General features: G+C 68.7%; 23 protein-coding genes and 2 pseudogenes. 19 read left to right on the forward strand and 6 right to left on the reverse strand.

Annotated elements, in window-relative coordinates; genetic code table 11:
• The first annotated feature begins 30 nt into the window (after window positions 1–30).
• Complete coding sequence (locus H9L09_RS10740) at window positions 31–1416, forward strand: diacylglycerol/lipid kinase family protein (protein WP_187580563.1); 1386 nt, start codon at window positions 31–33, stop codon at window positions 1414–1416.
• Here H9L09_RS10740 and H9L09_RS10745 read toward each other — a convergent pair.
• Both H9L09_RS10745 and H9L09_RS10750 read right to left on the reverse strand, forming a co-directional pair.
• Window positions 1395–1922: a phosphatase PAP2 family protein gene (locus tag H9L09_RS10745; RefSeq protein ID WP_223164295.1), complete on the reverse strand. Its 528-nt coding sequence runs from the start codon at window positions 1920–1922 to the stop codon at window positions 1395–1397. The two genes, H9L09_RS10740 and H9L09_RS10745, sit on opposite strands and share 22 nt — an antisense overlap.
• A 487-nt stretch (window positions 1923–2409) precedes the next feature.
• Window positions 2410–3657 (reverse strand): ROK family protein, encoded by a 1248-nt coding sequence (locus H9L09_RS10750; RefSeq protein ID WP_187580564.1) that lies wholly within the window; start codon window positions 3655–3657, stop codon window positions 2410–2412.
• 114 nt (window positions 3658–3771) lie between these two features.
• Between H9L09_RS10750 and H9L09_RS10755 the strand changes: the two genes are divergently transcribed.
• The 17 genes and pseudogenes from H9L09_RS10755 to H9L09_RS10815 all read left to right on the forward strand — a co-directional run bounded on the left by H9L09_RS10755 (window position 3772) and on the right by H9L09_RS10815 (window position 19667).
• Complete coding sequence (locus tag H9L09_RS10755) at window positions 3772–4635, forward strand: sugar phosphate isomerase/epimerase family protein (protein WP_187576984.1); 864 nt, start codon at window positions 3772–3774, stop codon at window positions 4633–4635.
• A gap of 254 nt (window positions 4636–4889) precedes the next feature.
• Window positions 4890–5785, forward strand: a pseudogene (locus H9L09_RS10760) (substrate-binding domain-containing protein).
• 67 nt (window positions 5786–5852) lie between these two features.
• Window positions 5853–7361 carry a sugar ABC transporter ATP-binding protein gene (locus tag H9L09_RS10765; RefSeq protein WP_187576985.1) on the forward strand — a complete coding sequence of 503 codons (1509 nt, stop codon included), beginning with the start codon at window positions 5853–5855 and terminating at the stop codon, window positions 7359–7361.
• Entirely contained in the window at window positions 7358–8353 is a 996-nt protein-coding gene (locus H9L09_RS10770; RefSeq protein WP_187576986.1) for an ABC transporter permease, read from the forward strand. The genes H9L09_RS10765 and H9L09_RS10770 overlap by 4 nt, the downstream gene beginning before the upstream one ends.
• Window positions 8354–8357: 4 nt before the next feature.
• Entirely contained in the window at window positions 8358–9083 is a 726-nt protein-coding gene (locus H9L09_RS10775; protein ID WP_246455947.1) for a Gfo/Idh/MocA family protein, read from the forward strand.
• The gene (locus tag H9L09_RS22045; protein WP_246455949.1) at window positions 9083–9457 is read left to right on the forward strand and encodes a hypothetical protein; all 375 of its coding nucleotides are present in this window, start codon (window positions 9083–9085) and stop codon (window positions 9455–9457) included. The genes H9L09_RS10775 and H9L09_RS22045 overlap by 1 nt, the downstream gene beginning before the upstream one ends.
• On the forward strand, window positions 9454–10374 hold the full coding sequence (locus tag H9L09_RS10780) for a sugar phosphate isomerase/epimerase family protein (RefSeq protein WP_187576987.1): 921 nt from the start codon (window positions 9454–9456) through the stop codon (window positions 10372–10374). The genes H9L09_RS22045 and H9L09_RS10780 overlap by 4 nt, the downstream gene beginning before the upstream one ends.
• A 36-nt stretch (window positions 10375–10410) precedes the next feature.
• Window positions 10411–11085 (forward strand): gluconate 2-dehydrogenase subunit 3 family protein, encoded by a 675-nt coding sequence (locus tag H9L09_RS10785; protein WP_187576988.1) that lies wholly within the window; start codon window positions 10411–10413, stop codon window positions 11083–11085.
• Complete coding sequence (locus tag H9L09_RS10790; RefSeq protein ID WP_187576989.1) at window positions 11069–12700, forward strand: GMC family oxidoreductase; 1632 nt, start codon at window positions 11069–11071, stop codon at window positions 12698–12700. Before H9L09_RS10785 ends, H9L09_RS10790 begins: the two co-directional genes overlap by 17 nt.
• Window positions 12700–13002, forward strand: coding sequence for a putative quinol monooxygenase (locus tag H9L09_RS10795; RefSeq protein ID WP_187576990.1), 303 nt, complete (start codon window positions 12700–12702; stop codon window positions 13000–13002). The genes H9L09_RS10790 and H9L09_RS10795 overlap by 1 nt, the downstream gene beginning before the upstream one ends.
• An 833-nt stretch (window positions 13003–13835) precedes the next feature.
• Window positions 13836–13925, forward strand: a pseudogene (locus H9L09_RS22640) (ABC transporter ATP-binding protein); the annotation flags it as partial.
• A 61-nt stretch (window positions 13926–13986) separates the two neighbouring features.
• A complete protein-coding gene (locus H9L09_RS10800) occupies window positions 13987–14796 on the forward strand; it encodes an ABC transporter ATP-binding protein (RefSeq protein ID WP_246456506.1) in 810 nt (269 codons plus the stop codon).
• Window positions 14793–16178 carry an ABC transporter permease gene (locus H9L09_RS10805; protein WP_246455950.1) on the forward strand — a complete coding sequence of 462 codons (1386 nt, stop codon included), beginning with the start codon at window positions 14793–14795 and terminating at the stop codon, window positions 16176–16178. Before H9L09_RS10800 ends, H9L09_RS10805 begins: the two co-directional genes overlap by 4 nt.
• Window positions 16175–17806, forward strand: coding sequence for a beta-propeller fold lactonase family protein (locus tag H9L09_RS10810; protein WP_246455951.1), 1632 nt, complete (start codon window positions 16175–16177; stop codon window positions 17804–17806). The genes H9L09_RS10805 and H9L09_RS10810 overlap by 4 nt, the downstream gene beginning before the upstream one ends.
• A 39-nt stretch (window positions 17807–17845) precedes the next feature.
• The gene (locus tag H9L09_RS22050) at window positions 17846–18253 is read left to right on the forward strand and encodes a hypothetical protein (protein ID WP_246455952.1); all 408 of its coding nucleotides are present in this window, start codon (window positions 17846–17848) and stop codon (window positions 18251–18253) included.
• On the forward strand, window positions 18250–18657 hold the full coding sequence (locus tag H9L09_RS22055) for an alkaline phosphatase family protein (protein WP_246455953.1): 408 nt from the start codon (window positions 18250–18252) through the stop codon (window positions 18655–18657). Before H9L09_RS22050 ends, H9L09_RS22055 begins: the two co-directional genes overlap by 4 nt.
• 248 nt (window positions 18658–18905) lie before the next feature.
• Entirely contained in the window at window positions 18906–19667 is a 762-nt protein-coding gene (locus tag H9L09_RS10815) for a Type 1 glutamine amidotransferase-like domain-containing protein (protein ID WP_187576991.1), read from the forward strand.
• Between the two features lie 109 nt (window positions 19668–19776).
• On the opposite strand, the gene H9L09_RS10820 is transcribed toward H9L09_RS10815, so the two are convergent.
• The 4 genes from H9L09_RS10820 to H9L09_RS10835 are packed head-to-tail and all read right to left on the reverse strand — an operon-like array spanning window position 19777 to window position 23130.
• Window positions 19777–20382 (reverse strand): response regulator transcription factor, encoded by a 606-nt coding sequence (locus tag H9L09_RS10820; protein ID WP_187576992.1) that lies wholly within the window; start codon window positions 20380–20382, stop codon window positions 19777–19779.
• Window positions 20379–21443 (reverse strand): sensor histidine kinase, encoded by a 1065-nt coding sequence (locus tag H9L09_RS10825; RefSeq protein WP_187576993.1) that lies wholly within the window; start codon window positions 21441–21443, stop codon window positions 20379–20381. The genes H9L09_RS10820 and H9L09_RS10825 overlap by 4 nt, the downstream gene beginning before the upstream one ends.
• The gene (locus H9L09_RS10830) at window positions 21440–22246 is read right to left on the reverse strand and encodes an ABC transporter permease (protein WP_246455954.1); all 807 of its coding nucleotides are present in this window, start codon (window positions 22244–22246) and stop codon (window positions 21440–21442) included. Before H9L09_RS10830 ends, H9L09_RS10825 begins: the two co-directional genes overlap by 4 nt.
• On the reverse strand, window positions 22243–23130 hold the full coding sequence (locus H9L09_RS10835) for an ABC transporter ATP-binding protein (RefSeq protein ID WP_187576994.1): 888 nt from the start codon (window positions 23128–23130) through the stop codon (window positions 22243–22245). Before H9L09_RS10835 ends, H9L09_RS10830 begins: the two co-directional genes overlap by 4 nt.
• 175 nt (window positions 23131–23305) lie before the next feature.
• On the opposite strand from H9L09_RS10835, the gene H9L09_RS10840 reads away from it, so the two are divergent.
• A complete protein-coding gene (locus tag H9L09_RS10840) occupies window positions 23306–23866 on the forward strand; it encodes a 2'-5' RNA ligase family protein (RefSeq protein ID WP_187576995.1) in 561 nt (186 codons plus the stop codon).
• Window positions 23867–24178 lie beyond the last annotated feature (312 nt).

Here is a 24178-nt window from a genome sequence, read left to right on the forward strand (position 1 = left end):
ATGCTGGACCACCTTCATGAGGAGGACGCCATGACGGGCGACGACGAACAAGAACGGGCAGTCGCCCTCGGCGGCACTCCTGTCCCGACAACGCGGGAGCGGTGGCTGGCCCGCCTGGCGTTCGCCGCCGCGACCGGCGCAGTTGTCGTCCTGCTGGCGGCGGGCCGCGGCAGACTCACCGTGCTCGCTGTCGGCGTCCTCGGCCTGGCACTGATGCTCGCGGGCGCGTGGTGGTTCCTCAGCCGCCGCGGGGTGGTGCGGTGGCTGGCCGCGTCGCTGGTCGTTGCGGCGCCGATCGGCGTACTCGTCTTCTACGCCTCCCAGGATCGGCTCAACGACGTCGTCGCAGCGCTTCTCCTTGCCGCGGTGGCCCTCACCGCGGCGCGGGCCGCGTTGACCCGATCGCAGCCGCCGGCGGCCGGCATGCCGGAGCGACGTACGCCGCCCCCGGCCCGTCCCCGCCTGATCATGAACCCACGATCCGGTGGCGGGAAGGTGGCCCGGTTCGGGCTGGTCGCGAAGGCGGAGGAGCTCGGTGCCGACGTGACCCTGCTCGACGGAACCGGACTCATCGACGTCGCGGAGCTAGCGCGAGCGGCGGTCGTCGACGGCGCGGACCTGCTGGGGGTCGCGGGCGGCGACGGCACCCAAGCACTGGTGGCCGGTATCGCCTCCCAGCACGGTCTGCCCTTCCTCGTGATCTCGGCAGGCACGCGCAACCACTTCGCGCTGGACCTCGGACTCGACCGCGATCGTCCTGATCTCGGCCTCGATGCGCTGCGCGACGGCGTCGAGGTCAGGATCGACCTCGGCTTGATCGGCGATCGGACGTTCGTCAACAACGCGTCGTTCGGCGCGTACGCCGACGTGGTGCAGAGCCCGGCATACCGCGACGACAAGCGCGGAACCACCCTGCAGCGGCTGCCGGACATCCTCTCGGGCCACCGCGGGCCACGTTTGGTGGTCAGGGTGGACGACGTACTCGTCGAGGCGCCAAAGGCTCTGCTCGTCAGCAACAACCCCTACGCACTCGGTGACGTGGCAGGCCTCGGGCGCCGGGCCCGGCTCGACACCGGTGTGCTCGGCGTCGTCGCCATCACGGTCGACAGCGCAGCCCAGGCTGCCGGCCTGCTGGCCGGTCATCGCGCCAAGAGTCTGCAGCGGCTGACCGCCCGAGAAGTGGTGGTCGATGCGGACGTCCCGGAGATACCGGTAGGCATCGACGGTGAGGCCGTGCTCATGCCGACCCCGGTGCGGTGCAGCATCCAGCCACTGGCACTACGGGTGCGTCTGCCCGTGGACCGTCCGGGTCTGGTCGTGCCGAAAGCGCTGCTAGACCTGACCATGCTGCGACACCAGGCGGGGAGCGTGCGACGCGCGGCGAGGGATGAGGCTCAGCGCGGTCGGTCGAGGTAGCGGTCGATCGCCCGCGTCGTCAGCTGGGCGACCACCGTGCCCAGCACCGACCCGACTACCACGTCGCCGGGATAGTGCACGCCGGTGTGCACCCGCGAGTACGCGACGACACCCGCCAGGCCATGCAGCGGCACGCCAACGGCGGGGAGCCGGTTCCCGACCCCGGCGGCGAACGCGAACGCCGACGCGGAGTGCCCCGACGGGAAGGACAGGGAGGTGGGCATCGGCACGTGGCGGGCCGGCGGCACGAGGGCACTCTCACGGTCCGGTCGCCGGCGGCTGCCCAGTCGCTTGACCCCCTGGTTGACCACCGTGCTGGCGACCGCGACGGAGGCGAGGCCTTGCAGAGCCGCGTGCCAGCCAGGGCCTCGTCCCACCACCGCCAGCGCGGCGGCCGCCGAGATCCAGATCTTGGAATGGTTGGCGCTGTGCGACAGTCGCCGCATGCCGACGTCGAGGGCAGGTGTCGGCGTGGCCGCGATGGCACTGTAGACAGCCTGGTCCACCCGTCGAGCCTCCGTCAGCCACTGCCAGGGCGACGACCCGGGCGCCGAGTCAGCGGCTGCCTCGCTCGTCTCGCCCACCGCGTCCCCTCCCGTCCGGCCACTGACCGGGTGTCCACGCGCGGACGAACACCCTGCGTGCAGGTTAGTCCGCTGATCAGGCAGCTGACGACCGGCTGCGCTTGGACGTCATTTCCCGGAACGACGCGGTCGTGACGACCGACTGCACCTCAAGAACCCGTTGGCGGCAAGAGCGCGGGTAGCGGACTCCCGCCAAGGGTGGAGGGGCGGGCGCCGCCGATGTTGCCGCGTACCTGGCCCACCGGGACCCCGACACCCTCGAGGAGCGCTCGAACACGTACAGGCCGCACGTCGCACCATTGGAGCCCGAGGACTTCGCCCTGGCGCATGCCCAGGGAGAGTCCGACCACCCGGCGTGCGTTCGGGCGGTCCTCCTCCGGGCATCACCCCATGTACTCAGTGGCCCCGGTCAGCTGATCAGGAGTTGGTCATGGGTTCGGGATAGACCGGCTGGGGAGAGCAGCTCGTCGACCACCATGAATGCGGCGCCGCGCAGGCCAGCGCGGTCGGCCAGGGGGGACTGCAGGATCTCTAGGTGCCGGGTGGCCAGCGGCAGCGATCGACCCAGGACCGCGAGCCGCACCTGACTTAGGTAGAGATCTCCAGCCGAGGCCACGCCGCCCCCGATCAGGATCAGGGAGGGGTTGAAGAAGTTCACCACGCGGGCCAGGGCCCCTCCGAGCAGTCGGGCGGACTCCGTGACCAGCCGGCGAGCGGCGGGGTCACCGCGCAGTGCGGCGTCGACCACGGATTGCGCGGTGACCTCGTGTCCTGCGGCGAGCTCGCCGGCCAGGACCGGGCTCTGCCCCGAATGCGCCAACTCGAGGCCGTCCCGGCCCAGGGCATGGCCGCCGGCCAGAGCCTCGAGGCACCCTAACTGGCCACAACGGCACTGGACGGTGCTCTCGCCCACTGCCATGTGGCCGATGTCCCCAGCGCAACCCTGCGCGCCGCGGTGCAGCAGACCTCGAGAGACGAGTCCAGCGCCGATCCCGGTGCCGATCTTGACGAACACGACGTCCTGGTGGCCAGCGGCCAGGCCCCCTCGGAGCTCGCCGAGAGCCATGACGTTCACATCGTTGTCCACCCAGACAGGCGCGTGGTAGCGGGAGGCGAAGAAGGACCTCACGTCGTAGCCGTCCCAGCCTGGCATGATCGGTGGTGAGACCGGCCTGCCAGTGTCGAACTCCACCGGTCCGGGCAGCCCCACGCCGACGCCCCACACGTGCGCGTCCCCGGGTAGGGAGTCGACCAGTTCGTCGAACAGTTCGGCCACGCGGCTCAGGATGTGAGTCGGACCTAGGGTGACGTCTGCGGCCTCGCCCCGGGCATTCGAGATGCTGCCTGCAAGGTCGGCGGTGGCTACCTCGATGCTGGTGGCTCCGAGATCTGCGACCAGGATCACTCCGGCGGCTGCGTTGAAGCGCAGCTCGCGGGGGGCTCGGCCGCCGGTGGAGCGGCCTAGCGGACCCTCGGTGAGAAGGCCGGCAGCGATGAGTTGGGCCGCACGGTCTGTGACGACGTTGCGCCCGAGCCTCGTAACCCGGGCGATCTCAGGACGGGTCGTCGCCCCTGAGACTCGCACGGCGTCGAGTACGGAGACAACCGACTCGATGTTCTCTCCTGCCAGTGCGGTGATCGCGTGCGCCCGTTCCATGAACCTGCCTTGCCTTTAGTCTCCCGGAATTGAACCTAAGCCTATCAGGTGTTGACTTTCGCACGAGACGTGCTTAAGGTTGCCCAATCCATCCGGAACGCAGGGGAGGCAATAGTGCGAGTCGGCTACCACACGATCACTTGGGGAGGCGTCGTCGGCGACCCCGTCGGCGTCACCAGCGTGAAAGACCTGTACTACCGGGTGAACGGTCCGATGGACCGGGCCATCGCTGAGATCGCCTCCCTCGGTTACGAGGGCATCGAGATGTTCGACGGCAACGTCGCTGACTTCGCCGGGCGCCCCCAGGAACTGGTCTCGCTGCTGGAGTCGGCGGGCGTGCAGCTCGTCGGCGTCTATACCGGCGGCAACTTCATCTACGACGAGATTCTCCCGGAGGAACTCAGCAGGGTGACACGCGCTGCCGAGCTTGCCTCGCGGTTCGGGGCCTCCAGCCTGGTCGTGGGTGGAGGCGCCCGGCGCGCCTCGGGCACCCGGGGCGAGGACTACAAGCGTTTGGCCGCCGCCCTCGACAAGGTCAATGACATCGCCCAAGCACACGGCCTCGAGGCGTGCTACCACCCGCACCTCTCGACGATCGTGGAGAGCCCCGAGGAGCTCGACCTGCTGATGCCGATCACCCGCATCGGCTTCTGCCCGGACACTGCACACCTCGCAGCCGGCGGCGGCAACCCGGCCGAGTTGATTCGCCGCTACCCAGATCGGGTCCGCCACGTCCACCTCAAGGACGCCCGGTTGTCCCCCCTCGAGTTCCTCCCGCTAGGGGCAGGGGAGGTTGACTTCGTCGCCGTCCTTGATGCACTCGTCGAGACCGGCTACGACGGCTGGCTCATCGTCGAGCTCGACTCCTATGACGGCGATCCCCGTGAGGCCGCCGCCCAAAGCAAGACATACCTCGATCGGCTCCTGGCCACGATCGGCCCGGCTGTCACTCACCCCACCAATGGAGATGCACCATGAGAAGCAGAATCCGTTACGCGGCCGCGGCCGCGGCCGTTGCGCTAGCCGTGAGTGGGTGCAGTTCGGCCACCTCGTCGTCGTCCTCGCAGGACCCGGGCGTCACGAAGCAGGTCGACGACGCCCTCGCCGCGATCCAAGGCAAGGTCCTGAGCAAGGGCCCGCACGGGGAGGCACCCGAGCCGGCCGAGGCCGCAGCGCTCACCGAGGATGAGATCACCCAGGTCAAGGAACTCGGCGCCACCGCCGCCATCGTGATGCACTACGGCGGCAACGACTGGGCCAACGCCCAGGTCGACGGGCTCAAGGACCAGTTCGCCAAGCTCGGTATCAAGGTCGTCGCCGTCACCGACGCGAACTTCAAGCCCGACAAGCAGGTTTCCGACCTCGAGACGGTGATGGTCAAGAAGCCGGACATCATCGTGTCGATTCCCACCGACCCGGTTGCGACCGCCGCGGCGTACAAGAAGGCGGCCGACGCGGGCGTGAAGCTCGTCTTCATGGACAACGTCCCGCAGGGGCTCGAGGCCGGCAAGGACTACGTCTCGGTGGTCTCCGCAGACAACTATGGCAACGGCGTTACGTCGGCGCACCTGATGGCCAAGGCGCTGGGGGCAAGGGCGAGATCGGTCTGATCTACCACGAGGCCGACTTCTTCGTGACCAAGCAGCGCTACGAGGGCTTCAAGTCGACGATCGACAAGGAGTACCCGGACATCAAGATCGTCGACGAGAAGGGCATCGCGGGGCCGGACTTCGCCGGTGACGCGCAGGCAGCTGCCAACGCCATGCTCACCGAGAATCCCAACCTGGGCGGTATCTGGGCGGTGTGGGACGTCCCTGCCGAGGGCGTGATGGCAGCGGCCCGAGCCTCGGGCCGCGCGGACCTCAAGATCGCAACCGAGGACCTCGGCACCAACGTGGCGATCGCCCTGGCCAAGGACCAGCTCGTGGTCGGACTCGGCGCGCAGCGCCCCTTCGACCAGGGCGTCACCGAGGCTCTGCTGGGCGCGGGTGCGCTGATCGGCAAGCAGGCGCCGCCATACGTCGCCCTGAGCGCACTGCCAGTGGAGCACAACAACGTGTTGGACGCCTGGAAGCAGGTCTACCACGCGGATCCGCCGCAGGACCTCGCGGACTCCTTCAAGCAGTAGGACAACCGGCATTGGCCGGCGGGGAGCCCCTCCCCGCCGGCCACCCAGGAAGATGAAGGACTTCGCGATGGCCCAGCCCCCAACTGCCGTGCAGATGACCGGCATCCACAAAGCGTTCTACGGCACCACAGTCCTCGACGACGTCGACTTCGAGGTGCTGCCGGGCGAGGTGCATGCGCTCGCCGGAGGCAATGGCGCGGGCAAGTCCACCCTGATGAAGATCCTCCAGGGCGTCTACTCGATGGACCGTGGGGACATCTCGATCGCGGGACAGCCGGTGCAGATCAACTCGATCCACGAGGCCCGCGCGAACGGGATCGGCATGGTGTTCCAGGAGTTCAGTCTGGTGCCCAGCCTCACTGTCGCCCAGAACGTCTTTCTGACTGCCGAGCCACTGGGACGAGGCGGTCTGATCAGCGACCGCGAGGCGGTACGCCGGGCACGCGAGGTGTTTGCCGAGATGGAGGTCGAGGTCGACCCGAAGGCCGTAGTCGCCGACCTCGGCACCGCGTACTGGCAGCTGACCGAGATCGCCAAAGCTCTCGGCCAGGACGCCCGCGTCCTGATCATGGACGAGCCGACCGCCAGCCTCGCCAAGCACGAAACCGAGGCGCTGTTCGACCTCGTCGAAAGGCTGAAGGCCCGCGGGATCTCGATCATCTACATCTCTCACCGCATGGACGAGGTGTACCGCATCGCTGACCGAATCACGATCCTGCGCGACGGAAGCAGGTTGCTCACCGAGAAGTTGACGGACGTCACGCCCGAACAAATCGTCGAGGGAATCGTCGGCCGGAAGATCGAGGGCCTCAGCTATCGCAATCGCGGTCACGAGACCGAGGCCACCCCACTCTTGGAGGTCACAGACCTGCGAGCCGGTTCCAGGGTCAACGGCGTGACCTTCACGGTGCGACCCGGCGAGATCATCGGGCTGGCTGGGTTGATGGGAAGCGGTCGGACCGAGCTTGCCCGGGTCCTGTTCGGTATCGACAAGCTCGACAGCGGCGAAGTGAAGCTGCACGGGGAGGTCGTGACGATCTCGAACCCGCAGCAGGCCATCTCCCATGGTCTGGCCCTCATCCCCGAGGACCGTCGAGCCCAGGGACTGGTGTTGGAGCACTCGGTGCGAGACAACTTGCTGCTTCCACTACTGGACCGGACCCGCAAGGGGCCATTCCTGAGCGCGACTGTCGCGCGCGAGCTCTCCGAGAGGCTGATCTCGCAATTCGCGGTCAAGGTCGACAACCCGAGCCGGCCGGTGCGGCTGCTGTCAGGTGGCAACCAGCAGAAGGTCGTCCTGGCCAAGTGGCTGGGCACGGAGCCTGACCTTCTCATCCTCGACGAGCCGACCGCCGGAGTCGACATCGGCACGAAAAGCGAGATTCTGGAGATGATCCGCAACCTCGCCGACGACGGCAAGGCTGTCATCGTCATCTCCTCCGAATACCCCGAGCTCCTCGCGGTCAGCGACCGCATCCTCGTCCTGCGCGACGGGGCCGTCTCAGCAGATCTTCCCCGTCGCGAGATCGCGGACGAGGAAACACTTCAACTGGCCGTCCAAGGAGTCCACTCATGAGTCACACCGTCCATACGGCTCCGGCAGACGCCGACGCCACCACCGCCTCGACGTCCCTGACAGACGTCCTCAAGCGGGTCGACTGGCACCGCTATGTCATCTACATCGCGTTCTTCGTGGTGTTCCTCTTCTTTGCGGTGCTGCTGGGTGACCAGGGCTTCCTCAGCTCGAACAACCTGCTCAACATCCTGCGTCAGACCGCCACGATCACGGTGATCGCCGTCGGCATGACCTATGTGATCGCGTGCGCGGAGATCGACCTCTCGGTCGGGTCGGTGGCGGGTTTGGCCAGCGTCTCGTGCGCGATGGCGATCTCGAATTGGGGTCTCGTCCCCGGCATCCTGGCCGGCCTGGCGGTCGGCCTCGTCGTCGGAACCATCAACGGGGGTCTGGTCAGCCTGCTGGGAATCCCCTCCTTCCTGGTCACCCTGGGCATGCTCGGCATCGCCGCGGGCGTGGCGCAGTGGATCACCAGCTCAGCGCCGCAGCCAATCCTCAATGACACCTTCAATATGACCTTCGGGGGCGGCGACTTCGGGCCCGTCCCCGGCCTGATCGTCTGGGGTGCGGTCTTCGTGGCCGTGGGGGCGGTGGTGCTGAACAAGACGCGGTTCGGGCGCCAGGTCCTGGCCACCGGCGGCAACCGCACTGCAGCGGAGTTCACCGGCATCAAGACCCGTCGGATCAAGTTCCAGGTGCTGCTGATCTCCGCCACCGTCGCGTCGGTCGCCGGGATGCTGTACGCCGGCCGCCTCCAGTCTGGCCGCTTCCAGTGGGGCGCTGGTGACGAGCTCTCGGCCATCGCCGCGGTCATCCTGGGGGGGACCAGTCTCTTCGGCGGCAGCGGCGCGGTGGTCGGCACGATGTTCGGCGCCCTGCTGATCGGACTGATCAACAACGGCCTGATCCTGGCAGGCCTGGACAGCTCCCAGCAGCAGGTGGTGCGCGGCGTGATCATCATCTTGGCCGTGGCCCTGGCACGGAAGAAGTGACCTGATGTCGTCCACACCGGTGCGCGCCGGTCTTATCGGCGCAGGTTTCATCGGCGGGGTGCATGCCCACGCCATCCGCTCGGCCGGGGGCATCCTGACTCGGGTCGCGGACTCGTCACCCGAGCAAGCCGCACAGGCGGCCCACCGCCACGGCGCCCTGGCGCCAGCCGAGTCGGCCCTGGCCCTGATCGCATCCGACGACGTGGATGTCGTCCACATCTGCACTCCCAATGCCACCCACGCCGAGCTCGCCGAGCTCGCAATCGCGCACGGCAAGGCCGTGGTCTGCGAGAAGCCGCTGGCCACTTCGGTCGGCGACGCTGAAAGGCTGGTTTCCCTCGCCCGAGATGCCAGCGTAGTGAACGCCGTACCGTTCGTGTACCGCTACTACCCGACGGTTCGCGAGGCCCGCTCCCGCATCGCCAAGGGCGAGGCTGGCCGGCTCTGGCTCTTGCACGGTTCCTATCTGCAGGACTGGCTCGCCGGGCAGGGCGAGACCAACTGGCGCCTGGACCCTCTCCACGGTGGCGGATCGCGTGCCTTCGGGGACATCGGAGTGCACTGGTGCGACCTGATGGAGTTCGTGACCGGTCATCGGATCATCCGGCTGATGGCTCGGCTGTCCAACGCGTATGCGGAACGGGTCACCTCCGACGGGTTGCATGCGGCGGGCACTGAAGACGGCGCCATGGTGGTATTCGAGACCGACAAGGGGCGACTGGCTCCGTAGTGGCCAGCCAGGTCTCGCTGGGGCGCAAGAACAAGTTGTGGTTCTCGTTCGACGGCACCGAGTCCTCCTACGTCTTCGACCAGGAGCAGCCCGACTCGCTCTGGATCGGCGGGGGCTCCGAGAATCGCGTGATCCCGCGAGGCCCGCAGACGCTTGGCTCGGAAGAGGGGCGGCGGCTGTCCTTCCTCCCGGCCGGGCACCCCCAGGGCTACCAGGACTGCTTCAACGCCTTCGTGGCCGACACCTACGCGGCAGTGGCTGGCGCAGTCCCGCACGGATTGCCGACGTTCACAGACGGGCACCGTGCCGCACTCATCACCGCGGCAGTGCTCGACTCCGCCAAGACCGACTCTTGGATCGAGGTCCCAGTATGAAGCTCGGATTTCTGACCGCCTGCCTGCCCGACCGGTCCCTGGAGGACATTGTCACCTGGGCCGCACTGCACGGCTACGAGGCACTCGAAGTGGCGGCCTGGCCCAATCTGGGCAGCCGGCCGTTCACCGCGACCCACCTCAACGCCGAGGGCTTCGGTCCCGGTGACGCGGACCGAGTCTCGTCCCTGTTCCGCGGGCACGGGCTCACGCTTTCCTCGCTGGCGTTCTACGACAACAACCTGCACGCCGACGCGGACGAACGGCAGAGCATCAATGATCACGTGATGTCGCTCATCGACGCGGCGGCACTGCTCGACTGCCCCACCGTAGGTACCTTCGTCGGCCGCGACCCGGGCAAGTCGGTTGCGGAAAATCTGCGGATGGCCGAGAAGGTGTTCCCGCGCCTGGTCGACCACGCAGGCGAGAAGGGCGTCAAGCTCGTTATCGAGAACTGCGTGATGGAGGGGTGGCATCCCGACGGCTACCCCGGCAACCTCGCGTACAGCCCTGAGCTGTGGGAGTGGATGTTCGATCTCGGGCTCTATCTCAACTACGACCCGTCCCACCTGCTGTGGATGGGCATCGACCCAGTAGCGGCTGTCCGGCCGTACATCGACAAGGTCGCCCACGCCCAGGCGAAGGACATCGAGCTGTTCCCCGAGAAGCGCAACCGGTACGGCTGGCCGGGAATCGCGGTGGAGCGTCGGGACCCGTGGAATGTCGGTTGGTGGCGTTACCGCGTTCCCGGTCTGGGCCAGGTCGACTGGGTGCGGGTCGTCGACGCGCTCTACGAGGGCGGGTTCGACGGCGTGCTCTCCGTGGAGCACGAGGACCCGGTTTGGGGCGGCACCGAGGACCGGATCGAGACCGGCCTGCAGGTCGCTCACCGCACGCTCCGGCCCCTCATCGTGGCTTGATCCCGCCCGCCGCGCCCCGATTGACCCGGAGGACCAATGAACATTCACGCGACCTTCTTTGACAACCACCAACGCGCCACCGTTGAGGCAGCGATGGCGCGCATCATCCCCTCAGACGACACGCCAGGGGCGCGCGAGGCCCGGACCGTCGACTTCGTCGATCGCTACCTCTCCGGCATCGACTACATCTACGCCCTTCCCGACGGCAGTGGCTTCGAGCAGCTCGAGGGCCGCCGGGCCGCCGCCTGGCAGCAACGCGTTGACCTGGCACGGTCAAAATACGTCGCCGGCATCGCCGAGCTGGACCGGCTCTGTCTCGAGCAGCACCGTGCCCAGTTCGTCCACCTCGACGAGCATGAGCAGGACGAGATGCTGCGACGTATCGAGCGGGCCGGTACCCCGGAAGCCGAACGCGCCTGGCGTGACACCCCGGCGATCGCTTACGGCGGCCCGGTAGAGCCGGCACTCCAGCAGACCAACGCGGAGGCGGACATGGACTTCTTCAACCTGCTGGTCACCCACACGCGCCAGGGGTTCCTGGCTGACCCGATCTACGGCGGCAACAGGGACCAGCTCGGCTGGCAGGTGATCGGTTTTCCCGGTCCCGCAAGCCTTGCCGAGGTCCACGCCGGCCGCTACAACACCCTCGACTTCTTCGCCGACAACCGCGTCCACCGCGGGCAGGAGGACAACCATGACCGGCAAGCCTGACCGCGTCGATGCGGTCATCATCGGTGCCGGAGCCTCCGGCGCCGCAGCCGCAAAGGTGCTGACCGAGCGGGGCTTGCGTGTCGTCGCCTTGGAGAAGGGTCCTTGGCGCACCAAGGAGAGCTTCGGTGGCGACGAGCTCGCCAACGTCAACCGGTACAACCTGTGGCCTGACCCCATCCTGAATCCGCGCACCTCGCGGACCTCACCCGAGGTCGCCGCTGAGGTCGATCCGTTCTGTCCGGTGCCGCAGATGGTCGGCGGAGGTACGGTCCACTGGCAGGGCTGGCTGCCCCGGTTCACTCCCAACGACTTTCGGCTGCGCACCGTGGCGGGTGACCTTGCCGGCACCACGCTGGCGGATTGGCCGATCACCTACGAGGAGCTCGAGCCTTACTACGACGCAGTGGAGTGGGCTTTCGGCGTCTCCGGGCAGGCGGGTGCGAACCACTTCGAGGGTCCGCGCCGCCGCGGCTACCCCTGCCCGCCTATGCCGCAGTCGCGGTACGCGGAGAAGTTCCACGACGGGTGCGCGAAGCTCGGATGGAACTCGTTCCCAACACCGCAGGCGGCGCTCTCCCAGCCGTTCAACGGGCGGCCGGCGACTGTGGTCAGCGCGTTCGCGCAGCAGCACGGCGACCCCACCGGAACGCGGTCCAGCGCCCTGAACGTGTTCATCCCGGACGCGGTTGCCACGGGCCGCTATGAGTTGCGTCCCGAGAGCTACGTCCGCGAGCTAGTGCTCGACGACCGCGGACGAATCAAGGCTGCGGTGTACGAGGACGCCGCTGGTGTCATGTTCGAGCAGGAGGCCGATGTGTTCCTGCTCGCGTGCGGCGCGGTCGAGACTGCCCGGTTGATGCTGATGTCGACCTCGGCCCGCTTCCCCGGGGGACTGGCCAACGGCAACGACCTGGTCGGGCGCAACGTGACCTTCCACGAGTACAGCGCCTCGGTCGCCACCTTCGACGACCCGATCTACGCGTGGGCGGGAGGTGGCTATGTCTCGGCGAGCAGCTTCCAGTTCTACGAGCACGACGCATCACGCGGCTTCGTTAGCGGCGGCCACATCGCAGCTGCCGGAGTCGGCATCCCGCTGCCGATCAACTGGGGCCTGCCCGGGAAGCCGACTTGGGGTGTGGAGGCCAAGCAGGTCGATCGTGATTACTTCAACCATTCGATGGCGGTCGCGATGGTCCTGCACGACATGCCGCAGCACGACAACCGTGTCGACCTGGATGACACGGTCGTGGATGCCTGGGGACTGCCCGTTGCTCGTATCACCTTGATCCCGCACGAGAACGACCTCGCTCAGGGACGCTTCCTGGTGGACCGCTGTGGGGAGATCCTCGAGGCAGCCGGCGGCAAAGATGTGACCAAGGTGTACGCCGAGAAGGTCACCGGCAACTGTTCGCACCAGCACGGAACCGCCCGGATGGGAGACGACCCAGACACCTCGGTGACTGACCGGCACTGTCGGACTCACGAGGTGGACAACCTCTTCATCGTCGACGGCAGCCCGTTCCCGACGGCCACCGGGGCCAACCCGACGCTGACGATCATGGCGAACGCGTGGCGGGTGGCCGAATTCATCGTCACCAGCAAGGGGAACCGGTGATGAACGCTGACGGGGTCGTCCACCTTCAGCCTGCCTTCGTGGCTCGACCGGGCCAGGAGTTGGCGCTCCGGGAGGCGCTGATCAGGCTCACCGGCCATAGCCGCGAGGAGGTCGGCTGCTTGGAGTACACCTTGCTCGAAGACCCCGACGATCCGATGTGGCTCTCGATCTACGAGCGGTGGGCCGGTAGTGCGGCCATCGATGCCCACGACCGAACCGCGCACGTAGCCGCGTTCGTGGCGCGTTTCGATGAGCTTCTCGCCGAGCCACTCGCCACGCGCCGCCTGCGCCGGCTCGTCTAGTAGTTGTGGTGGTGCCGTCGAGGGTGCGGGCCTCGGTGAGCTGAGCGGAGGGGGCGTCCGCGGCCCTCGACCCGACTCTCACCATGTCGTTCGCCGAGCTCGAGGTCATCATCGGTCGTCGGGGGACCTCAACTGATTCGCCGCTCGGCAGAGTGCGGCCATGCGTCTCGAGCGGACGTGGGCCGTCCACCCGGATCAACCGCCCGACCAGGGGTGTCGACCATCCGGCCTGGGGGACGAGGCATGACTGACGGAGGTCCGGTCACGCCGGATCACGTTGCTGCAGGCATTCGCCGAGACGGGGCTCGGCCGCCGTCTGAACGCGGTCGAGCGCAACGCTCTCTACCTCGCTCACGACGACGTGGTCCGGGCCGAGGCGAGCGTGGACCGGCAAAGCGTCCCGGTACTCCCCGCAGATCCTCGACGCACTGATGCGACCGAATGAAGCGATGGCGCAGGCTTCGACGCGCCCATCCAGGTGGTCGACACCTCACGGCTCGCGGGTGATGACACCGCGGTGGCCCCACCTGATGTCTTGCGCGGCGGCGTAGATGGAGTTCGCGATCAGTGACCCGAGCTCCGGGCGGAGGCTGGTCGTGCACGACGAGGCGTGGCGAGTGATGCGCGCGCCGCTCTGGTCCGGCGGATGCACGCGCACTGGGTCTGGGGCAGGACGGCCTGCTCGCCGGCCGTCGCGTCGTCTCGGAGCGGTCGTTCGTTCCCCGACCATTCGCCTGGAAGAGCGCGAGCGTCAACTCGCCCCTCATAACGTCGCCCAGCAGAGGAGAGCTCGGTCTCCTCGGTGGACTCCGATCTCGGGATGGAGGTGGGCCATGCCTGCCCTCGCTGTGCGGGTACGCGGCCTCACCAAGACCTTCGGCGACGTCATCGCCCTGGACGGCGTGGATCTCGACATCCCCGCCGGCCAGATCCACGGCCTCGTCGGGCCCAACGGCGCCGGGAAGACCACCCCTCCTCGGTCTCCTGCTCGGCCTCTCCCGACCGGGGTCCGGCACGCTCGAGGTGCTGGGCACGCCAGTGGGGCAACACCTCGCCGTGCCCGAGGGGGTCGCCGGGTTTGTGGACGGCCCGGGCCTCTACCCCACGCTGACCGCCCGCCAGAACCTCTCCGCCATGGCCGCCCTGCGCCCCGGTCCGCGACGCGCGGCCGCCGACATCGACAGGCTGCTCGACCGGGTCGGCCTGCTGGACGTGGCGGATGACTCGATCCGGGGCTTCTCCCTGGGGATGCGGCAGCGACTCGGCCTGGCCGCCGCCCTCCTCGGCGAGCCGCGGCTGCTCGTCGTCGACGAGCCGGCCAACGGCCTCGACCCCGCCGGCAAGCGACAGGTGCACCGGGTCCTGACCGACCTCGCGAGCGAGGGCGGAACCGTGATCCTCTCGAGCCACCGGATGGACGACCTCGCAGCGCTGTGCGACGAGGTGACGTTGCTGAATGAGGGCCGGGTCGTGTTCTCCGGTCCGATCCGCAAGCTGGCCGCTGAGAGCGGCGAGCTCGACTGGCAGCTGGTCACCTCCGACCTCGCGGCGGCGCGCGGGCTGGCGGCCGTCACCCCGTCCGTGCGGCTGGTCGCCGGGCAGCGCTGGTCCTCGCCGGCCGACGACCGTGCCCTCGTCGTACGCGGCCCGGAGGCCGGACTCGATGACCTGGTCGGGCGACTCGTGTCGGCCGGCATCGCGATCCGCGAGCTGGGTCCGGTAGTGCCACCTCTCGAGGCCGCCTTCCTCGCCCTGACCGGCGCCGGCGCCGAGACGGACGAGGACCACCGGTGACCGCCGCCACGGTCGATGTGGTTGTTGCGGCCCGGCCCGCCGGCCGGGCCCCCTTGCGTCGCTGCTACCGCTTCGAGCTCCTCAAGCTGGTGTCGCAGTGGCGGTTGCGGTTGGTGTTCCTCGCCTGCCTGGTCGCCCCGGCCGTCTACGCCGGCGTCGTCAGCCAGCAGACCTCACTCCCGGCGGACGCGCTCTACGGCCGCTGGATGAATCAGTCCGGGTGGGCCAGCTCACTGGCCGTGCTGGTGTTCATGGGCACCCTGGTCCTGCCCCTCCTCACCGCTGTCGTCGCCGGTGACGTCTTCGCCGTCGAGGACCGCCTGGGCACCTGGCGGCACCTGCTGGTCGCCGTCCGATCGCCGCGGTTGATCTTCCTGGCCAAGGCGCTGGCGGCGCTGACGGTGATCCTCGCGCTGCTGGTCGCCCTGGTCGCGTCGTCGATCGGCGGCGGCCTGGTCTCGATCGGCAGCCACCCGCTCCCAGGCCTCGACGGACACCTGATGGGATCCGGCGAGCTCACCCGGACCGTCCTGCTGGCCTGGCTCAGCATCGTCCCGCCCACCCTGGCATTCTCCGCGGTCGGCCTGCTCGGTTCGGTGGCGCTCGGCCGCTCACCACTGGGCCTGCTGCTGCCGGTCGTCCTGGCCCTCGTCCTGCAGGGCGTGGCCCTCATGCCGGTGCCCGTCGCGCTGCGGGTGGCGCTGCCGATGAGCGCGTTCACCGGCTACCGGGGGCTGCTCACCGATCCGGTGCAGCAGGGTCCGCTGTGGGCAGGCATCGCCGTCAGCCTCACCTGGGCGGCGCTGGCGACGTGGCTCGCCCATCGTCTGTTCGTCCGGCGCGACTTCACCGACCTGGCGTACGACGGCTCCGGCCGCCGCTTCCTCCTGGCCGGCTTGGTGCCACTGGTGGCCCTGGTCGCGGTGACCACAGGCGTCGTGGCGGCGTCGACCGGCGCCACTGGCTCCGGCATCGAGCGGCCGAAGCTCGAGGCGGCGCACGCGACGTCGTTCTCCCACCTCTACGTCCTGCAGACCGACCGGCTGCGGCGCCCGGCGGTCACCAGCGACCAACTGCGTGCGACGGCCCGGTGCGACAAGGGGGGCGGCCGCGTGGCCGACACCGGCCCGGGCTCCGACTGGCGCTGCGTCGTGAGCTGGACGCTGCCCGGCTCCACCGCGACCGGCACCGCGATCTACCAGCTCGACGTCGCCGCCGACGGGCGCTACGTCGCCGACGGCGACGGCCCCAAGGAGGTCAACGGCTTCTTCCAGGTCCGCACGCCCACAGGCGACGCGCCCAACCCGCTGTGGCAGTTCGACGGTTCCGTCGACCTGCTCGAGAACACCACCCCCCGGATACACCAGGAAGGTCCACGATGAATGTGACCCGCAACCGCGTGACGAGGAGCGCCGGCAGCGGCTTCTCCCGCGCCCGACGGCTCGGCGTCGTCGCCGGCACCGTGACGCTCGCCATCACCGGCGGCATCGCCTACGGCTCCACCGTCGGCTTCGGCGACAACGAGGTCGGGACGGAGTACGCAGACGGCCTGCAGATCTCCTCCGACCAGGTCCTCAACCCCCTCGGTGAGCGGCTGATGACGCCGTACGGCAAGTTCATGGGCTCCACCGTGAGTCCCGACGGCCGCTTCCTCGCCGCGACGGCCAACGACCGATCGGTGTCGCTCCAGGTCTTCGACCTGCAGTCCTTGAGCCTGATCTGGCGCGGCGGTACGGCCGCCGGCGTCAACCAGCGCCTCACCGACAACACCGTCGGCCAGGAGGGCCCGCTCTACTCACCCGACGGCAGCGTGCTCTGGATGCCTAACGCCACGGGCCTCACCCGGTTCCCGGTCAACGCCGACGGCACGCTGGGCACCGCCACCCGGTTCCCGATCCCCACGGTCGCAGGCGTCCGAGCGCTGACGTCCGGGCTGACGTACTCCTCGGATGGCTCCACGCTCTACGCCGCGCTCAACGGACAGAACACGGTCGTGTCGATCGACCCGGCTACCGGGGCGGTGAAGCGGTCGTGGGACGTCGGCATCGCCCCCCGCCAGCTGACCTTCATGGGCAGCAAGCTCTACGTCAGCAACGAGGGCGGCCGCCGCGCCGTCGCCGGTGACTCCACGCAGGGGTCTTACGGCACCAACGTGCCGGCCGATCCGGTGCTCGGCACGTCGACGACCGGCACGCTGAGCGTCATCGACACCGCTGCCCCGGCGGCATCCACCGGCCAGGTGGACGTCGGCCTGCACCCGACGGCGATGTACGCCGCCGACGGCGCCCTCTACGTCGCCAACACCAACGACGACACGGTCTCCGTGGTCGACACCGCGACCGACCGGGTGGTGCAGACCATCTCGACCAGCCCGTGGCAGGGATCAGACGTCGGCTACGCGCCCGACGCGATCACGATCCACCAGGGCCGCCTGCTGGTGAGCCTCGGCCGCGCCAACGCGATCGCGGTCTACCGGCTCGGCGAGAGCGCGCTCGACCCGGTCCGCTACGTCGGGCTCGTGCCCACCGACTACTACCCCGAGGACGTCGTCCCGGTCGGCGACCAGCTCGTCGTCGTGAACCGTCGGGGCGTCGACGCCCGCGGTCCACTCATCACGTTCGACAAGGGCTACGGCACCACCCCGGCCACCGGGCGAGGCACCCACGGCACGACCGCGTCACTGACGAGGTTCACCCTGCCCGACGACACCGAGATCACCGAGACCCTCACGCCGCAGGTCTTCGCCCAGAACGGATGGGGCGCCGCCGACACCGACGTCAAGCAGGCGAAGGGCAAGCGAGCCAAGGCGGTGCCGGTGCCCAAGCGGATCGGCGACCCGTCGACCATCAAGCACGTGTTCATGGTGGTCAAGGAGAACCGGACCTACGACCAGATCCACGGTGACATGCCTGAGGGCAACGGCGACCCGTCGCTCGCCCAGTTCGGCGAGCAGGTCACGCCCAACATCCACGCCCTGTCGCGCCAGTTCGGGCTCTACGACAACGTCTAAGACACGGGTACCAACTCCGCCGAGGGCCACAACTGGCTGATGCAGGGCGACAACCCGGAGTACACCGAGTCGAGCGCCGGTGAGTATGTCCGCAGCTACGACACCGAGGAGGACGTGCTCGGTCACCAGCGCTCCGGCTTCCTGTGGACTGCCGTCCAGGCCGCGGGCAACTCCGCCAGGAACTACGGCGAGTTCATCTACACCGAGGGCAAGCCCGCCGGCACCTGGCAGCAGTACTACTGCGCCAGCCGGAGCGTCGAGAACGGCGGTGACCCCGCCCAGCTCACCACGCCCGAGCTCGCCGGCAACTACGGCTCGGTGATCCCGTCGCTCAACGCGATCACGCACCCGCTCTCGCCGCCGTTCGACATGTCCACCCCGACCTCTACCGGTACTCGATCTGGAAGGAAGACTTCAAGGCGAACGGTCCGAAGGACTTCCAGATGATCTGGCTCTCCGACGACCACACCGGCGGCCCGGTCTCCGCTCGCTCCAACGTGGCCAGCGGCGACCTCGCGGTCGGCAAGATCGTCGAGACCATCTCGCACAGCCAGTACTGGAAGGACTCGGCGATCTTCGTGGTCGAGGACGACAGCCAGAACGGCGCCGACCACGTCGACGGCCACCGGGCACCGGTGCAGGTGATCAGCCCCTGGGCGACGCACGGCCAGACCGTCTCGCGCTACTACACGCAGATGAACATGGTGCGCACGATCGAGCAGATTCTCGGCGCCGAGCCGGGCTCGACGCCCCGGCCAACGGCGGCCCGTCGGCCAAGGCACCGGCCACCCCGGACGCCTACGACTCCTACGTCGCGACGTGGGCGAAGTGGGCCGGCAAGCAGCACCTGACCGGGAAGCGGGCGCGGGCCGACTTCGCCAACCCGGAGCTGATGAACCGCTACACCTGGTACGACGCCCACCACTGGGACCTGCCCTACCCGGGCGACCCGAAGATCTACCTGCCCAGTGAGGTCCCGGGCGCGGCCCTCCCTGGCTCGGACACCGACTGACACGCGCCTGCCGCAGACGAGCGGCCCGGCCGGGACACTCCGGCCGGGCTCCTCGTTTGCGTCCACGCCTGCGGCACGATGACGGTCATGATGACCGAGATGACGCAGGTCCACCTCGTGGGTGGCGGTGTCGACACGCTGGGCGATCCCGCCTTGCTGAGACCGTTCGTGGAGTCCGCTCTGGCACGCGCCGCCGGCCACGCCTCCCGGCCTCGTCTCGCGTTGGTCCTTGCCGATGACAGGGGCTTGGCGGCGAAGTTCCGTCCGCCGTACATCGAGCCGTTCGAGGCGTTGTTGCCCGGCGGCTTCGACTTCATGGATGTCTTCGTGGGCGGGGCGACACCCGCGGACCCCGCGGTCCTCGGCAGCGCGGACGGTTTCGTCGTCGGGGGTGGACCAACGCCGGTCTACCTCGCCGCACTGGCGCCTGTCGCACCCGTCTTACGCTCGGCCGTCGCTGCGGGGGTGCCCTACCTGGGGTTCTCGGCGGGCGCGATGGTGGCGGCCTCGCCGGCGCTCGCGGGTGGCTGGTGCCACGGCGGGCTCGCCGTGTGCGAGGAGGACTGGTCTGAGGGCCTTGTCGAGATCGAGGTGCGTGAGGGCCTCGACCTGGTGCCGTTCTGCGTGGACGTGCATGCGACACAGGGCGGCCTGCTGAGTCGCGCCGCCTCGCTGCCAGGGCTGCCGGGAGTCGAGCGCGCCATGGGCATCGACGAAGGCACCTGCTTGAGCGTCTGTGCCGAACCTACGGGTGAGCTGAGGTTGCGGGTGAGCGGCCGCGGCTTCGTCTGGGACGTCGCCCGGGGCGGGGACGACACGATGCTGCTGCGGAGACTCGCATCGCTGTAGGGGCAGATCGGCCCCACACAAAGATCTCTCTCGACGTCGGGACGGAGGAGCGCGGCGCCCGAGCAGGTGGCAACGGGGGGTGCGCGGCTCTCTGTGGGATCGGACCGCGTCAGATCCAGCCGTTCGAGTGGGCGAGTTGTGCGGCTTCGGCCCGGGTTGACGCGCCCGTCTTGCCGATGGCGGCCGACAGGTGGTTGCGGACGGTGCCGACGGAGAGCTGAGCGCGCGCAGCGATCACCGCGACCGGAGAGCCGTCGAGCGCAAGCAGCAGAATCTCCGACTCCCGGGTGGTGAGCGGCGATGGGCCGGACATCATCGCCTCGGCCGCCAGGTTCGGGTCCACCACGCGGAGCCCTGCATGCACGCGCCTGACGGCGTCCGCGAGCTCGCGCGCCGGAGTGTCCTTGATCAAGAAGCCGGCGGCGCCTGCGTCGAGGGCACGGCGTACGTAGCCTGGCCGTCCGAAGGTCGTCACGATCAGCGACCGCACGGCCGGCAGCTCGGCGCGCAGCTGCTCGGCGACCTCGAGGCCGGTGGAGCCCGGCATCTCGATGTCGAGCAGGCACACCTCGGCCCGCGACGAGCGTGCAGCGGCCACCACCTCGTCGCCGCGACCGACCTGGGCGACCACGTCAAGGTCGGTCTCGAGATCGAGCAGCGCCGCGAGCGCACCACGGACCAGCGCCTGGTCATCGGCGAGCAGGATTCTGATCACGGCAGAGAGACCTCCACGCGAGTTCCGGGATCTCCCGACAGATGGAGTGTGCCTCCTGCTGCCGACACGCGCTCGCGCATGCCGCGCAGCCCGTTGCCGTCGTGACCGCCGTTCGCCTCGAATCCGGTGCCGTCGTCGGCGACGACCAGCCCGGACGGCGAGAGCTCGATCGAGACCATCGATGCCCGGGCGTGTCGGACCACGTTGGTCACCGACTCCCGCAGCACCCAGGCGAGCAAGGTGCGGTGCCGAGGATCGGTGTCGGCAACGGTGCCGACCAGGTGCGTCTCGATGCCGGCATCCGCGAGGACCCGGGGCGCGGTGGCCAGCTCAGCCTCGAGGTTGGCTGCCCGCAGACCGCCGACCGTCGACCGGACCTCCCTGAGCGCCTGCCGGGCCGTTTCCTGGATCGACTCCAGCTCGGCACGAGCCCGCGCGGGGTCGACGTCGATGAGCCGGGCGGCGAGCTCGGCCTTGATCGAGAGCGCCGTCAACGAGTGACCGAGCACGTCGTGTACGTCGCGGGCGAGCCGATCACGCTCGGCGACCAGCGCCAGCTCCGCCCGGGCGTCCTCGGACCGCGCTTCAAGCTCGAAGAAGACACGCATTGCCGTGCAGAAGCCGATGATGGGCCACACCATCAGGAAGAAGAAGGCCGGGAAGTCACCGCCGATCAGGGACAGGATCGGCAGCAGGGCGCTGATGACCGTGGTCCCCTTCCACCAGGGCGCCGGCACCATCAGCGCGGAGAACGCGCCCAGGTAGGGGGTGAGTCCGATGGCCTCGATGCCGATCACCGGCACTGTCCCCAGGGCCAGCAAGAGCATCGCGACCCAGATCTTCAACGCGTGGTCGCGCCACACGCTCCACCCGAACAGGTACACCACCGCATAGGCCGCGATGAGCGCCAGCGCCACCCCCTTGACGGGTGCCGACGCATCGGTCTGGAAGGTCTCGATCACCGGGTAGGCGAGGAAGACCAGCCACACCGCCGCAACGGCCCAACCCCACCGCTCCCAGGGGGACCGGCTGGAGTCGGCATCGGCGTGGGGTGCGGTCACACCCGCTCCCGACGTCGGCGCAGCCCCCAGATCGCCAGCCCTGCGAAGATCACCGTCCACGAGCACACGTTAGCCAGTAACAGCCACACGGAGTCGTGTCCGGCGTCGATGGGCAGGTGGCCCTCCGAGATCGGGTAGCGGGCCAGCCCGGCATAGCCGTAGAGCGGGGTGAACCGACCGAGTTCCAAGATGATGCCGTCCATCGGTGTGAAGACGTTGCCGAGGAAGCTCATGATCACGATCACTCCGGACGCGATGCCGGCGGCGTTCTCGCCCTTGAAGATCAGGCACATCGCCAGGCCGTAGACCGCGAACAGCGCCGAGCCGAGCCACACGATGCCAGCGCTGGCCAGCCAGTCGAGCGTGGTGCCAGACGAGCCGGTAGCAGCGCCGATGGCGTAGATCAATGCGATCGGGACAGCCGCCACCAGCATCGCCACGGCCGTCTTGATCGCCACGAACGCCAGCGACGACAGTGGTGTCAGCGCGATCTGCCGACCCCATCCCATCGTCTGCTCAGTTGCGGCCGCCCCGGCGACAGTCGTGGTGGCCGTGACCGCGCCGTACGCCGCCATCGAGACCATGACGTACATCGCGACGTTGGCACTGCCGTACGCCTCGTCGTCGCCCATCCCGAAGACGAAGAACAAGAACGCCGGCAGCGCCACGGTGAAGAACATCCCCACCTTGTCGCGGAGCTGTCGCTTCAGGTCGAGGCGGCCGTAGGCGATCATCTCGGGTCGGTTCGTGGGTCGACTGGGAGTCGCGGAGGTCCCGGTGACGTTGATCGACATCGTGCTCATCGCTGGCCCTCGCAGGCCGAGGTGGTGGCACCGGTCAGTTCTGGCCCGGTCAGGGCGAGGAACGCAGCCTCGAGGCTGGCGCTGGCGACCTCGAGGTCGGTGATGCCGAGCGGCGCGACGGCCGTGCGGACGTCGTCGAGCCACTCCTCGTCGACGCCGTGGACAGTCAAGACGTCAGCGGGCGGCCGGAAGGTGACCGTCTGCCCGCCGTACGCCGCGCGCACCTCGGCGGTCGGGCCGTCGGCGACGATCCGGCCGCGGGCCATCAGCACCGTGCGGTCGGCGAAGGCGTCGGCTTCCGCGAGGTAGTGGGTCGCGAAGACGATGGTGCGGCCGCCGGCCGCGTCGGCGCGCATGGTGTCCCAGAACTCCTGACGCACGCTCACGTCCATGCCGGTGGTCGGCTCGTCGAGGATCACCAGGTTGGGGTCGGGGACGAGTGCCAGGGCGAACTTGAGTCGTTGTTGCTCGCCTCCGGAGCAGGCCTTCACCAGCCGGTTGGCGATCGGACCGAGGCCCGCGCGCTCGACGACGACGTCGACCCGCTCGGGGCGCCCGTGGAGTGTGGCGATCGCGCGGATCGTCTCCCGTACCGTGAAGTCGGGCAGCAGCCCGCCAGTCTGTGTCACGGCGGAGATCCGGCCATCCACGACGGCGCGGTGCGGCGTGGCGCCGTACACCTCGATCGTCCCGCTGGTCGGTGATGTCAGCCCGAGGAACATGTCGACGGTGGTGGTCTTCCCGGCGCCGTTGGGGCCGAGGAAGGCGACGATCTCGCCGGAGCCGATGGTCAGGTCGATGCCATCCACGGCGGTGACGATCTCACCGCCCTGTCCCCGAAACCGCTTCGTCAGGCCCCTCGCCGTGATTGCTGGTGTGGTCATGACTCAACCCTCCGGCTCCGCGCGCGACGAGCCCAAGGGGAGTTGTCACGACCTGCACATGACACCTGTCATGGATTGCCGATCATGCCAGGCGGGACCGCTTCCGGCCCTTGAGCGCGCCGCCTGGTCAGGGAAGGGCGTTCGACCGGTCCGATCAGCACGCTAGCTTGCTGCCATGAGCACAGTCCTGGACACAGCGGTGCTCCTGACTGCGGAGTCACTCTCCTGGTTCACCGACAAGTGGCGAAGCCGGTCGATCCTGCCCGTAGACCCGCCCCTGGCCCTGAGCGAAGCGATCCCGCCGCACTTCACACTGCTGAGCCCCTGGTACCTCGACCTCACCGGCGACGAGGCGTCGGGTCGGCTGCGAGGGGCAGCTCGGGGGGTCGAACCGTTCCGGCTCCAGTTCACCTCGGTCGGAACCTTCGCCACCGGCCACGTCTACCTGCGACCCGACCCCTCGGCGGAGCTGGACGAGTTGTTCGCCGCGCTCACCGAAGCGTTCCCCGAGTTCCCCCCATATGGCGGTGCGTTCTCAGACTGGCTGCCTCACCTGACGGTATCCCGACGGGGTGGTGAGGCCACTGCGTCCGAAGTACGTCGTGAAGTCGAGGCCTCCACTCCCTTGACCCTGGACGTGCACGAGGTCTCCGCCTGGGAGTACCTGCCCAGTGGCCGGTGGGTGCGACACCTCACCGTTCCTCTCGGAGGCGAGACGGACAGCGCGACCCCGTAGCAGCCAGGGGGTGGCGACGGGTGAGTGAAGGCCGCGTGCCTCGACAGCGCCGGTTACCTCAACCCATTGCGGTCTCCGCCGGCAAAGTCGGGCCGGTAGGTAGCTGGAAACTGGAGTTGTGTCCGAAAAGGGCTGGAGCGAAATACCATCGAGGACGTCTTCAAGTGGTCCGGACAGCTGGTTCGAAGGGAAGACGCACAGCGTCTACATGTCTTTTCTGGAGGGAAGATATTGAGCGACGAAACCACGTTTGCCTGGGAGCCCATACGGCGAAGAGCGGCAGAAAGAAAGGCTGCCGGCATGTTTCTGACA

This window comes from Nocardioides mesophilus (genome assembly GCF_014395785.1).
Classification (GTDB): domain Bacteria; phylum Actinomycetota; class Actinomycetes; order Propionibacteriales; family Nocardioidaceae; genus Nocardioides_B; species Nocardioides_B mesophilus.